Genomic DNA, 12,674 nt, shown 5'->3' with positions numbered 1-12,674 from the left:
CCTCCTTGGGTACGGAAATGGTACAGGGCACGCAGCTTAGTTTGCGTTGATGTACTTGTCCACGATGGCCTGCAGAGTGCCGTCAGCCTTCAGCTCCTCCAGAGCCTTGTTGACAGCGTCCTCCAGTGCAGAACCCTTTGCCATGCCGATGGCGTAATCTTCCTCGGCGTAGCTGGTATCCAGCACCTTCAGGCCGGGGTTGGCGGCAACGTACTCCGTAGCGGGAGCGTTGTCGATGACCACTGCATCCACCTGACCGTTGTTCAGTGCCTGCACGGCGGTCAGGCCGCTGTCGTAGGCCACAACAGAGTCCTCGCCGAAGTCATCGGAGCAGTAGATGTAGCCGGTGGTGCCGCGCTGGGTACCGATCTTCTTGCCGGCCAGATCATCGGGAGAAGCAATGTCGGAATCGTTCGGAACAATGATGGACTGGATGCCGGTGGCGTAGCTGTCAGAGAAGTCCATCACAGCCTTGCGCTCGTCGGTCACGGTAACGCCAGCCATCACGATGTCGGCCTTGCCCTGCTGCACGCTGAGCAGTGCGGCGTCAAAGTCCATGTCATCGATCTGCAGCTCCAGACCCAGCTTCTCAGCAATGGCCTTGGCGGTGTCCACATCGATGCCCTCGAGCTCACCGGAGTCGGTGGTCATCTCGTACGGGGGGAAGGTGGCGTTGGTAGCCATGGTCAGCTTACCAGCCTCCACGGTGGTCAGTTCAGCAGCAGCGGCGGAAGAAGCAGCCTCGGAGGAAGCGGCAGAGCTTGCCACAGAAGAAGCAGCAGAGCTTGCGGAACCGCCGCAGGCGGTCATAGCCAGAGCAGCAACGGAAACGACAGCGGCAGCCATGAAGCTGCGGCGAGAGATCTTTTTCATATTCAAACACTCCTCAATCTATGCAATATAGTTTGCTTTGCCCCGATGGGATGCGATTCATCGCGCTTTCGGGGAACGCACTTAGTATAGTTTGTACAAAACAAAAAGTCAATACTTGTGCATAATAATCCGTGAAATTGAAACGATTTTGCAAACATTTATGCAATAACGGAGAAAATGTGTGAATATATGCGGTATAAACCGTTTTTTACAGGCTTCTTGCGATCTCCTCCGCGCTGCGCTTGGGCACGCAGTAGTCGCGGTTTTCGTCCAGATAGTACTTTACGCCGGTCTGCTCGGTCATGGGTACGATGCTGGCTTTGTGGGTGGGGTAGCCGAAAGCCACCATAAAGGCCAGCTTCTGCGGCTCCTCAATGCCCAGCAGCGCGGTCAGGGCGGGCTTATCGATCGCGCCCATGATGCAGCTGCCCACACCCTTGTCCCATGCGGCAAGGGTCATGTTGGCCAGTGCAATGCCGGTGTCGGTGGCAAGGTCGCCGGAGATGGCGGTATCCTGCACCACGGCTGCATAGAAGGTGGGCAGCTCGTCCGCCTTGGGCGTGCCCTGCTCCGGCGGCAGGTAGCCAGCCCACTTGACCAGCGGCTGCACCTTGGCCACCATCTCCGGGCTTTGCACCAGCACCAGCCGCACCGCCTGCCGGTTTGCCCCGCAGGAGGACAGCCGTACGGCCTGTACGATATCGTCCACCACGTCCTGCGGCACAGGCTTTTGCGCAAACCGGCGATAGGTGCGGCGGGTAGTCAGAAGTTCCATTGCGTTCATAGTACTCACTCCTTTTTACGGAACGTATTATAAAAAGTATAACAGATGCCGCAGCGCCTTGCAAGAAAAAGCCTGAAATCATGGGAAAAAGCTTTTTACAAAAAAGGAAAAAGGTATTGACAAAATGATACCGGGGGGGGGTATATTATAGAGGAACAAGCTCCTGTTTTGTAGTAGGAGCTGAAAATAAAAGATCGTGAGGTTGATTGTTATGTCTAATATCTCTCGTCGTCAGTTCCTGAAGGGTGCAGGTGTCGCCACTCTGGCTGTTGCTGCTGCTGGTGTGCTGGCTGGCTGCTCCAAGGAAGATGTTCCCGTGATTCCCGAAGTGACCACTCGTCCTGTGCTGGTCATCTTTATGGAAGACCGCGGTAATGGCGAAACTCGCGTTGTGGGCGAGCCGGTTAAGATCGATGTTCTGAAGACCGAGAACTCTGTGAAGGTTGCTGATATCGATAAGAAGCTGATTCCGGATAACTATCATCTGGAGAACGAAAAGGCAGTCGTTGAGATCCGCAAGGATACCTCTAAGGGCGAGCACATCATCGTCTTTGTGACTGATGTGACCTACACTCCTGTTACCAAGGAAGTTGATATTAAGGTGGCTATCACCAATCCGAAGGCTGGCGAAGCTGTCATGACTACTGTGAAGGCTACCGTTAAGACGGATGCAACCACTATTTCCGCAAGAGAAATCACTCTGCCGGAAGGCTTTACTTGGGCAGAGGGTACCGATATGGACAGAAAGTACGATATCGCTACCTACGTTTTCCCCATTAAGCACATTGCTTGATTGCGCGCGTAGAACTCAATAACTACTAAAAAAGGGCATCCGCTTTTGCGGATGCCCTTTTCTTGCTTGAATGATGTTTGTTGAAATTTAAGCCTCTGTTTCGCTGCTACCTTGGTAGCGTGCAACCCCCTTCCGTCAAAGCCTGCGGCTTTGCAAACCCTCTCAGTCACACTGCGTTCGCCAGCTCCCCCTTTCGGGGGAGCTGGCATCGAGCATAGCGAGATGACTGAGAGGGTCTTACTTCTTCTTCGGCAGCGGCACGCACAGCACCAGACTGATGCCGATGGCCAGCGCCACCGCAATTTTAAAGGTGCTGATGCCCTTGGCAAGAGCAAGGGTGTTTTCGTTCTGGATAAAATAGTAAGCCGTGTAGTAGATGCCCGCGCCCGGCACAAGCGGGAAAATGCCGGACAGCAAAAACACCGTGACCGGCGTTTTTTGGGTAATGGCAAACACGCGGGTAAGGATGGTAAGCGGAATGACCGACAGCAGGGATGCCGTGGCGGCGTCTGCGCCCAGCAGGGTCAGAAGCTCGTACCCCAGCCAGCCCACAGCGCCCACCAGCGCGCAGTAAGGCAGGCTGCGCCGGGGGCACGCAAACAGAATGGCAAAGCTCAGTGTGCCCACCCCGGCCAGAAAAAACTGCGCCGTCAACTCGCCGATCTGTACAGCTGTAAGGGACATCATACCACGACCACCCCCGTAAATACCTTGTACAGCCGCAGCACAAGGCCGGTGCCTATGGCAATGCTGGCGGCAATCAACAAAGCGTCGATCATGCGGATGGTGCCGGAAAGGTAATCGCCCTGCACAAAGTCCCGGATGCCCATGGTAAAGGCGATGCCCGGGGTCAGGATCATCAGCGTACCGATGATGGCGTGGCTGGCAGAGGTGTGCAGCAGATTGCACAGCAGGATGCACACCAGCGTAATCAGCGCGGCGGTGCTGATCTTCTGGAAGCCGCCGGGCACCTCGTGCCGCCCGCACCACAGCAGGTACCAGCTGGCAACCAGTCCCGCCCCGGCGGCTGCCAGCGCGCTGCGCAGGTTGCCGCCGAACATCATGGCAAAGCAGAACGCCCCGCACAGCCCGGACAGCAGCTGCACATGGTCTTTGGGGAAGGGCAGCTGCCGCGCCAGCACCAGACGGCTCTCGGCTTCGTCCAAGGTCATCCCGGTCTGGGCGATCTGGCGGGAAAGCTCGTTCACCGCCGCCACTCGCCCCAGATGGGTGGTGCGCACCGGCACGTTGCGCACCTCGCTGATCTCGGCAGTGCCGGCGCTGGCAAAAATGCCGTTGGTCAGCACATAAACGTGGAACTCCCGCAAATGGAAGCTGCGCGCCATGATCTCCATGGTCTGCTCCACCCGGAACACCTCCGCGCCGTTTTCCAGCAGGGTCTGCCCTGCGGCCATGATAAAATCCATAATGCGGCGGCGCAGCTCTTCATCGGGAAAAGGGTCTCTGCTGTTCATTGCCTGCTCTCCTTGCAAAAGATGATACCCTATTTTATCATGTGCACCAGCCGCATACAAGAGCACATAATAAAAAGCTCTGGAAACACCAGAGCTTTCTTGCGAAAAGGGTCGGAATATGTTATAATCATTTTGTCGCTGAAAAGTGACCGAAAGGTACTGCACATACGGCAGGCGGTTGGCCCTCACTTCCGGAAGGAGGTGAGAAAATGCCTATTACTTTGACATTCCACTTGTTTGGATTTACGTTTACGATCAAGGTAAGAAAGTAAAAACCGCCACCCCGGCAGGTGACGGTTTTTCTTTGGATAAAAGTTAAACTAAAAACCTAAAGGGCCAACCGCTTGTCGCAGTGCCTTTTGTAGTTATAGTATAACCTTTTTTGTGCGCATTGTCAAGCAAAACGGGCGCTGCGGCACGCCGGAAGCCATATCCCTACCCAAAAACTTCGTTGAAGGTGTTGACAAATGCCGCCGATGGGTTTATTATAGTGTCAATATCACAAAAATGGCTGTGAAGAGAAGAGTAGGCCTTCGCATTGATCCTTACCAGAGAGCCCGGGCGGTGGAAAAGGGCAGGAAACAGGAAGCTGAAAATGGTCTCGGAGCCGTGCGGACGAGGCGCAGGAGTGCTAAGCCCGCAACGGGATGCGCCCGTTACAGCGTCCGGCTGTAAGCAGCACACGCTGCCGCAGCATCGAGGCTGTATCCGTAAGGATGCAGTGAACCAAGGTGGTACCACGGAAGTATGTTCATGCCTCCGTCCTTGCAGAGTCTAAGGCTCGTAAGGACGGGGGCATTTTTTCATACATCCGTTCAAGGCCGCGCACGGAAAGGTGCCGTGCGGGCAGCAGTACATAATAGAGAACAAATAGAGAGGGAACAAAACTATGATTACTCGTCGCGATTTTCTGAAAGTTACCGGTGTGGCAGCCGCAGCCGCTGCCCTGACTGCCTGCGGTGGTTCTTCTTCCACTGCTTCTTCCGCTGCTGCATCCGGCAGCGTGGCATCCTCTGCCGCAGCTAAGCTGGACAAGATCAAGGTGGCTGTGCCCAACGATACCACCAACGAGGCCCGCGCCCTGACCCTGCTGGAGAAGAACGGCTTCTTCAAGCTGAAGGCAGACGCCGGCCTGACCGCCACCAAGAACGACATTGAGGAGAACCCCCTGAACGTCACCGTGGACGAGGTGGAGGCCGCTCAGGTGCCCAACGTCCTGCAGGACGAGGACTACGCCGTCATCAACTCCAACTACGCCATCTCTGCCGGTCTGAACCCCATGACCGATGCACTGGCCATGGAGGACGGCTCTTCTGCTTACGTCAACATTCTGGTGTGCAAGGACGGCAATCAGGAGGAGCCCAAAATCAAGGCTCTGGCCGCTGCTCTGCAGAGCCAGAAGGTGAAGGACTTCATGGACGAGACCTACAAGGGCTCCGTGGTGTCCGTTGTGGAGAACCCCACCGACGGCTATGATTCCACTGTGGATTATGACGCTCTGAACGGCCAGACCGTCAGCTGTGCCGCTACTCCCGCTCCCCACTGCGAGGTGCTGGAGGTGTGCAAGGAGATCCTTGCCGCCAAGGGCATCACGCTGGATATTCAGGAGTACGACGACTATGTGATCCCCAACCAGGTCGTTGAGGACGGTCAGGTAGACACCAACTACTTCCAGCATCAGCCGTATCTGGACAACTTCAACGCCGAAAAGGGTACCCATCTGGTGACCGTTGCCGGTATTCATGTAGAGCCCATGGGCATCTACGGCGGCAAGCAGGACAGTCTGGCACCCATCGAGGGATAAGCTAAAGGAGCAATTTCTGTGATCGAACTCAAGTACCTTTCCAAGACCTTCCAGATGAAGGATGGCGCGGTGAAAGCGCTGCAAAACATCAACCTCACCATTCCCGATGGCTCCATCTATGGTATCATCGGTATGTCCGGTGCGGGCAAATCCACGCTGGTGCGCTGCATCAACCTGTTGGAGCGCCCCACCGGCGGCAGCGTGGTGATCGACGGCGTGGCAATGGAGACTTTGTCTCCCGCCTCGCTGCGCAAGCGCCGCCGGGAGATCACCATGATCTTCCAGCAGTTCAACCTGCTTATGCAGCGCACCTGCCTGAAGAACGTCTGCTTCCCCATGGAGCTGGCAGGCGTAAAGAAGGCGGAGTCCGAAAAGCGCGCCATGGAGCTGCTGGAGATGGTGGGTCTGCCGGATAAGGCCAACGCCTACCCGGCACAGCTGTCCGGCGGTCAGAAGCAGCGCATTGCCATTGCCCGCGCACTGGCAACCAACCCCAAGGTGCTGCTGTGCGACGAGGCCACCAGTGCGCTGGACCCCAACACCACCCACTCCATCCTGACCCTGATCAAGGATATCAACCGCAAGCTGGGCATCACCGTTGTGGTCATTACCCACCAGATGAGCGTAGTGGAGGAGATCTGCGACAGCGTGGCCATTCTGGACGGCGGTGTGGTCGTGGAACAGGGCTCGGTACAGGAAATTTTTGCAAACCCCAAAACGGCGGCTGCCAAGCGTCTGGTGGCCCCCAACGGCGGCAGCGCAGCGCGGGATCTTTCCTGCTTTGCGCCGGATGACCATGTGGTGCGCGTTACCTTTAATGGTTCCTCCACTGCAAAGCCGCTGGTGGCAAGCCTTGCCGCCGAAAAGGGCATTCTGGTGTCGGTGCTCAGCGCCGATACCCGCGATCTGAGCGGCCAGTGCTACGGCTCTATGCTGCTCAAGCTGCCCGCAGAGCTTGCTGTCGCACAGCAGGCTATGGAATATATGCGCAGCCAGTCCGGCGTAACGGTAGAGGAGGTGACCGGTATATGAATATCGCAGATTACGGTTTTGCCATCTGGGAGACCTTTTATGTAACGGTGCTCTCCACCGCCTTTGCGCTGGTGTTGGGTCTGCCGCTGGGCGTGCTGCTGGTAGCCGGTGACAAGGACGGCATCCTGCCCCTGCCCGGTTGGCTGATGCACCTGATCAACATCGTCATCAACATTCTGCGCAGTGTGCCTTTCCTGATTTTGATGATCTGTGTGTTCCCGCTTACCCGCGCCATCGTGGGCACTACGGTGGGCACCAAGGCTACCATCGTTCCGCTGGTGGTCGCCGCCTTCCCCTTTGTGGCACGTCTGGTGGAGACCAGCCTGCGGGAGCTGGACGAGGGCGTGGTGGAAGCTGCCCAGAGCATGGGTGCTACTCCCTTCCAGATCATCACCAAGGTCATGATCCCGGAGTGCCTGCCCGGCCTGATCTCCAGCATGACCACCGCATTGACCACCATTCTGGGCTATTCTGCCATGTCCGGCGTCATCGGCGGCGGCGGTCTGGGCAAAATCGCCCTTTCCTACGGCTACTACCGCTACCAGACCAACATCATGATCGTCTGTGTGGTGCTGCTGGTGCTGATGGTGCAGGCGTTCCAGTCTGTGGGTACCCTGTGGGCCACCAAGAGCGATAAGCGCCTGCGGAAATAAGAAACTTTGAATTTTCGATTCCCCGCCGGAGGCAGCCCCTCCTGCGGGGAATCGTCCTTCCCGACCAAAAAAACCAGCAAAGGAGTATGTTGTATGAACCGTGATACCATCTGTGTGCAGGGCGGCTATACCCCCGGCAACGGCGAACCCCGTCAGATCCCCATCATCCAGTCCACCACCTTCAAGTACGCCACCAGCGAGGACATGGGCAAGCTGTTCGATCTGGAGGCAGACGGCTATTTCTATTCCCGCCTGCAGAACCCTACCTGTGACATGGTAGCCAAAAAGATCTGCGAGCTGGAGGGCGGCACCGCCGCCATGCTTACCTCCAGCGGACAGGCCGCAAACTTCTTTGCCCTGTTCAATATCTGCGAGGCAGGGGACCACATCGTGGCCTCCAGCACCATCTACGGCGGCACCTTCAACCTCATCTCGGTCACCATGGCAAAGATGGGCATCACTGCAACCTTCGTAGACCCTCTGTGTACCGAGGAGGAGCTGAACGCCGCCTTCCAGCCCAACACCAAGGTAGTGTTCGGCGAGACCATCGCAAACCCCGCCCTGACCGTGCTGGATATTGAAAAGTTTGCCAAGGCCGCTCACGCCCATGGCGTGCCGCTGATGGTGGACAACACCTTCCCCACGCCGGTCAACTGCCGCCCCTTTGAGTGGGGCGCGGACATCGTGACCCACTCCACCACCAAGTACATGGACGGTCACGGTGCAGTGCTGGGCGGTGCCATCGTGGACGGCGGTAAGTTTGACTGGATGGCCCACGCCGAGAAGTTCCCGGGTCTGTGCACCCCGGACGACAGTTACCACGGTATCACCTACGCCGAGCGCTTCGGCAAGGAGGGGGCTTTCATCACCAAGGCCACCGCGCAGCTCATGCGGGACTTCGGCTCCATGCAGTCCCCCATGAACGCCTATATGCTGAACCTGGGTCTGGAAAGCCTGCACGTTCGGATGCAGCGCCACTGCGCCAACGGCATGGCGGTGGCACAGTTCTTGGAAAACCACCCCAAGGTGGCCTATGTGAACTACTGCGGGTTGGAAAGCAGCCCCTACCACGCACTGGCGCAGAAGTACCTGCCTAACGGCAGCTGCGGCGTGGTGAGCTTTGGTCTGGCCGGCGGACGTCAGGCTGCCAGCACCTTTATGAAGGAGTTGAAGCTTGCCGCCATCGAGACCCATGTGGCAGATGCCCGCACCTGCTGCCTGAACCCCGCCTCCAGCACCCACCGCCAGATGAACGACGAGCAGCTGGCTGCCGCCGGTGTGCCCGCTGAGCTGGTGCGCATGAGCTGCGGTCTGGAATCTGCCGAGGATCTCATCGCCGATATCGCGCAGGCACTGGATAAGGTATGAAAGGAGCAACCATCCTATGCCGCTGATCATCCCCAAGACCTTACCCGCCTTTGATGCCCTGTATGAGGAAAACGTCTTTGTCATGCACCGGGAGCGGGCGCTGGCGCAGCATATCCGTCCGCTGGAAATTCTGATCCTGAACCTGATGCCCACCAAGATCGCCACCGAGACCCAAATTGCCCGGCTGCTGGCCAACACCCCGCTGCAGGTGCACATGACCCTGCTGCAGACTGCCAGCCACTCTGCCACCCATGTGTCGGCTGCTCACCTTGAGGCCTTTTACAAGACCTTTGACGAGGTAAAGAACAACCGCTATGACGGCATGATCATCACCGGTGCGCCGGTGGAGACCATGGACTTTGAGCAGGTGGACTACTGGAACGAGCTGTGCGAGATCATGGACTTCAGTGAAACGAACGTCTACTCCACCCTTCATGTCTGCTGGGGCGCACAGGCCGGGCTGTACTACCACTACGGCGTGCGCAAGCAGCTGCTGCCGGAAAAGATGTTCGGTGTGTTCGAGCACCGGGTCACCCGTCCGGCAAACCCGCTGGTGCGCGGCTTTGATGAGGTGTTCTACGCCCCCCACAGCCGCCACACCGGCATCTGCCGGGAGGATGTGGACAACTGCACCGCCCTGCGCATTCTGGCCGAGAGCGACGCCGCCGGGCCCTTCCTCATGAGCACCGAGAACGGGCGGCAGATCTTTGTCACCGGTCACCCGGAGTACGATAAATATACGCTGGATGCCGAGTATAAGCGGGATGTAGCCAAGGGTCTGCCCATCCATGTGCCCGCCAACTACTACCCGGATGACGACCCTGCAAAGCCGCCGCTGTTCCGCTGGCGTGCCCACGCCCACCTGCTGTATGAAAACTGGCTGAACTATTATGTCTACCAGAACACCCCCTACGACTTGGGAGAGATTCAGCGGGTCAAGCACGAAGAAACATAAGAAAGTTCAAAAGCCGCCGCGCAGAAAAAACTGCCCGGCGGCTTTTCTATACAGGTAGGTATTGTATGAAAAAAGTACAGGTGGTACAATAAAATACATAAATCGTCTGAAAAAGGCGAAAACAGAAAGGGTGAGGTCATGGAACAAAAAGCTTTTGCGGACAAAAGCAGAATGCGGGATTCCGGCGTTGAGCTTTTGAAGGTCATTGCGGTCATTCTGATCGTAATAAGCCATGTGGTGCTGACACTGACAACGAAAAATGAATATATCCCGTATAACAACTATCTTTTGGATTGTACCCATGCAACGACCAGTGGAACCGTTCTGCTTTTAGCGGTCATGCGGCATTTTGGCGCGCTGGGGAACTGGATCTTCTTCGTTGCTTCTGCATGGTTTTTGCTGGACAGCACAAAAGCGTCCGGGAAGAAAATAATGGGGATGCTGCTGGATATCTGGGTGATCTCTGTCCTGTTCCTTGGAATAACGCTTTTGCTCCGGGGTGAGGTAAGCGGTAAACTTTTCCTTTTCTCGCTTTTCCCAACGCTCTTTGCAAATAACTGGTATTTGACCTGCTATCTGCTATTCTATCCCATCCATCCGTATTTGAACCGTCTGATTTCCGCGATGACGCAAAAAGAACATCTGAAGATGATCTCTGTGCTGACGGTACTGTATATCGGCTTTAACTTTATAGAAAGCAGGTTTTTCTTTCCGAATATGCTGCTTCTCTGGATCAGCGTATATCTGATCCTTGCCTATATCAAGCGCTACTGCATAGAGCTGTATTTCAGCACAAAAGTGAACGGCATCTTGCTGCTGTGCGGTGCGGCGGGTGCGGTGGGCATCGTGGTTTTGACCGACCTGCTTGGATTGAAGATCGCTGTGCTGTCGGATCAGCTTTTACGGTGGGTGAGTAATTTTAATCCTTTTTTGATCCTGATCGCCATTGCGGCGTTTGGGCTTGCCAGAAAGAACCGCTTTAAAAATAAGACGGTAAATCAGATCGCAAAGTGTTCCATGCTGATCTATATCATCCATGAAAACATTCTGCTGCGAACCTATACAAGACCCTATCTCTGGCACTGTATTTTTAACCGGTATGGGTATGCCCATCTGTTTTTGTGGGTCTTTTTGTATTCGGCAGGCTGGCTGCTTGCGGCACTTGCGCTCAGCTTGCTTTACGAAAAGAGCATTCAAAAGATAACAGCAAAGGTAAGTGAAAAAATACTGAAATGGATGGGCAGCTGGTATCAAAAATATGAGGATGCCATGCTGAAACTGCATTGATAAAACCGCAGCCTGCCCGGACCTGTAAAAAAGGGACCCTCTCAAAGCAAAAACTTTGCAGAGGGTCCCTTTTTGTGTGATGGCTATTTTTTGCGTTTTGCGGGCTTTTTCTTGCACACGCTGTAACCAAAAGTGCCCAGCTTTTTGCCAAGGGCCAGATACTCCCCGTGGCTGTACACGATGAGGTTTGCCTTGTCCAGACACAGCTTGCCTTTTTCGTCCAGCAGGCTCTCGTCCACATCGCAGGCCACCACCTCGGCTAAAAACAGGTCATGGCTGCCCAGCGGGATGCGCTGGGTGATGCGGCATTCCAGATTGACCGGGCTTTCTTCCAGCACCGGGCAGTCGGTCAGCACGCTGCCGGGGGCGGCGTGCAGGCCGCAGGCGGCAAATTTGTCCACGTCGCGGCCGCTCTTCACGCCGCACCAGTCGATGGCGCGCACCAGCTTTTCGGTGGGGAGGTTAATGGCGAACTGCCCGCTCTCGCACAGCAGCTGATGACTGTACCGCTCCGGGCGCACGCTGATGGATACCATGCTGGGCTGGGTGCAGATGGTGCCTGTCCAGCCGATGGTGATAAGGTTGGGCTTTTCCAGCCCGCCGCAGGATACCAGTACCGGCGGTTCCGGGTTCAGAAGGGTGCTGCCCTTCCAGCTTTGTTTGCTCATCCGTGATATTTCCTTTCGTAGGGAGCCCATGTGCGCTCCGAGATGATATAGCGCGGGCGGGCTTTCGTTTCCATATAGATCTTGCCGATATACTCGCCGATCACGCCCAGACACACCAGCTGCACACCGCCCATAAAGCAGACGATGCAGACGGTGGAAGCCCAGCCAGCCACACTGCTGCCCATGGCGGCGCATACGATGGCCCAGATGACCCCGATAAAGCTGACAAGGCTTACCGCGATGCCCGCCCCGGTAATGATGCGGATGGGCTTGTTGGAAAGGCTGGTAATGCCGTCAAAGGCCAGCGCCAGCATCTTGCTCAGGGGGTAGTGGCTCTCGCCGGCCAGACGCTCGTGGCGCTCGTAGGTGACCACATCGTGGGCAAAGCCCACCAGCGGCACCATGCCCCGCAAAAAGATGTTGACCTCCTTGTAATCCGCAAAGCTTTCCAGCACGCGGGTGCTGATCAGGCGGTAGTCTGCGTGGTTGAACACGATATCCGCGCCCAGAGCATTCATCACATGATAAAAGCCCTCGGCGGTGAACCGCTTGAAGAAGGTGTCGGTGTCCCGGCGGCTGCGCACACCGTACACCACCTCGGCACCGTCCAGATACTTTTTCACCATCTCGTCCATGGCGTTGATATCGTCCTGACCGTCGCAGTCGATGGAGATGGTAATATCGCAGCTGTCGCTGTGCAGCGCCTCCATCAGCCCCGCCAGCACGGCGTTCTGGTGGCCGCGGTTGCGGCTCTGGGAAATGCCGATATAGTGCTCGTCCTGCGCGGCAAAGCCTTGGATCAGCTCCCACGTTTTGTCGCGGGAGCCATCGTTGACAAAGAGCACCCGGCTTTTATCGCTGACCAGCCCCTGTGCGGTCAGACTGTGGATCTTTTCCAGAAACATGGGTGCTGTAATGGGCAGCACCTGTTCCTCGTTGTAGCAGGGGATCACGATCCAAAGAACAGGCTTGGACATTGCTT

The 12,674-nt window shown here is 56.4% G+C and carries 13 protein-coding genes; 7 read left to right on the top strand and 6 right to left on the bottom strand.

The window, feature by feature from the left end; translation table 11 throughout:
• Nucleotides 1–36 precede the first annotated feature (36 nt).
• Both MTP39_RS10845 and MTP39_RS10840 read right to left on the bottom strand, forming a co-directional pair.
• A complete protein-coding gene (locus MTP39_RS10845) occupies nt 37–873 on the bottom strand; it encodes a basic amino acid ABC transporter substrate-binding protein (protein WP_249240528.1) in 837 nt (278 codons plus the stop codon).
• A gap of 208 nt (nt 874–1,081) precedes the next feature.
• On the bottom strand, nt 1,082–1,657 hold the full coding sequence (locus tag MTP39_RS10840) for a nitroreductase family protein (RefSeq protein WP_249240527.1): 576 nt from the start codon (nt 1,655–1,657) through the stop codon (nt 1,082–1,084).
• Between the two features lie 211 nt (nt 1,658–1,868).
• On the opposite strand from MTP39_RS10840, the gene MTP39_RS10835 reads away from it, so the two are divergent.
• Entirely contained in the window at nt 1,869–2,450 is a 582-nt protein-coding gene (locus MTP39_RS10835; protein ID WP_249240526.1) for a twin-arginine translocation signal domain-containing protein, read from the top strand.
• Between the two features lie 237 nt (nt 2,451–2,687).
• On the opposite strand, the gene MTP39_RS10830 is transcribed toward MTP39_RS10835, so the two are convergent.
• Together MTP39_RS10830 and MTP39_RS10825 are read right to left on the bottom strand one after the other, a co-directional pair.
• Nucleotides 2,688–3,134, bottom strand: a complete 447-nt coding sequence (locus MTP39_RS10830; RefSeq protein ID WP_249242057.1) for a threonine/serine exporter family protein — start codon at nt 3,132–3,134, stop codon at nt 2,688–2,690.
• A complete protein-coding gene (locus MTP39_RS10825; RefSeq protein ID WP_249240525.1) occupies nt 3,134–3,925 on the bottom strand; it encodes a threonine/serine ThrE exporter family protein in 792 nt (263 codons plus the stop codon). Before MTP39_RS10825 ends, MTP39_RS10830 begins: the two co-directional genes overlap by 1 nt.
• A gap of 889 nt (nt 3,926–4,814) precedes the next feature.
• Here MTP39_RS10825 and MTP39_RS10820 point away from each other — a divergent pair.
• From MTP39_RS10820 to MTP39_RS10795, 6 genes are all read left to right on the top strand, one after another.
• On the top strand, nt 4,815–5,729 hold the full coding sequence (locus MTP39_RS10820; RefSeq protein ID WP_117526771.1) for a MetQ/NlpA family ABC transporter substrate-binding protein: 915 nt from the start codon (nt 4,815–4,817) through the stop codon (nt 5,727–5,729).
• 18 nt (nt 5,730–5,747) lie between these two features.
• A complete protein-coding gene (locus tag MTP39_RS10815) occupies nt 5,748–6,761 on the top strand; it encodes a methionine ABC transporter ATP-binding protein (protein ID WP_249240524.1) in 1,014 nt (337 codons plus the stop codon).
• Nucleotides 6,758–7,414, top strand: coding sequence for a methionine ABC transporter permease (locus tag MTP39_RS10810; protein WP_249240523.1), 657 nt, complete (start codon nt 6,758–6,760; stop codon nt 7,412–7,414). The genes MTP39_RS10815 and MTP39_RS10810 overlap by 4 nt, the downstream gene beginning before the upstream one ends.
• 93 nt (nt 7,415–7,507) lie before the next feature.
• Entirely contained in the window at nt 7,508–8,782 is a 1,275-nt protein-coding gene (locus MTP39_RS10805) for an O-acetylhomoserine aminocarboxypropyltransferase/cysteine synthase family protein (RefSeq protein ID WP_249240522.1), read from the top strand.
• 16 nt (nt 8,783–8,798) lie between these two features.
• A complete protein-coding gene (gene metA, locus MTP39_RS10800) occupies nt 8,799–9,737 on the top strand; it encodes a homoserine O-acetyltransferase MetA (protein WP_249240521.1) in 939 nt (312 codons plus the stop codon).
• 138 nt (nt 9,738–9,875) lie between these two features.
• Nucleotides 9,876–11,024 carry an acyltransferase gene (locus tag MTP39_RS10795; RefSeq protein WP_249240520.1) on the top strand — a complete coding sequence of 383 codons (1,149 nt, stop codon included), beginning with the start codon at nt 9,876–9,878 and terminating at the stop codon, nt 11,022–11,024.
• Nucleotides 11,025–11,107: 83 nt separating this feature from the next.
• Here the strand turns inward: MTP39_RS10795 and MTP39_RS10790 are convergent, their stop codons facing one another.
• Nucleotides 11,108–11,692: a flavin reductase family protein gene (locus MTP39_RS10790; protein ID WP_249240519.1), complete on the bottom strand. Its 585-nt coding sequence runs from the start codon at nt 11,690–11,692 to the stop codon at nt 11,108–11,110.
• Nucleotides 11,689–12,669 carry a glycosyltransferase family 2 protein gene (locus tag MTP39_RS10785; protein ID WP_249240518.1) on the bottom strand — a complete coding sequence of 327 codons (981 nt, stop codon included), beginning with the start codon at nt 12,667–12,669 and terminating at the stop codon, nt 11,689–11,691. The genes MTP39_RS10790 and MTP39_RS10785 overlap by 4 nt, the downstream gene beginning before the upstream one ends.
• Nucleotides 12,670–12,674 lie beyond the last annotated feature (5 nt).

The organism is Faecalibacterium sp. I3-3-33 (genome assembly GCF_023347295.1).
GTDB lineage: Bacteria > Bacillota > Clostridia > Oscillospirales > Ruminococcaceae > Faecalibacterium.
Note: the sequence above shows the minus strand (reverse complement) of the source record. Positions and strands in the feature narration are given on the sequence as shown.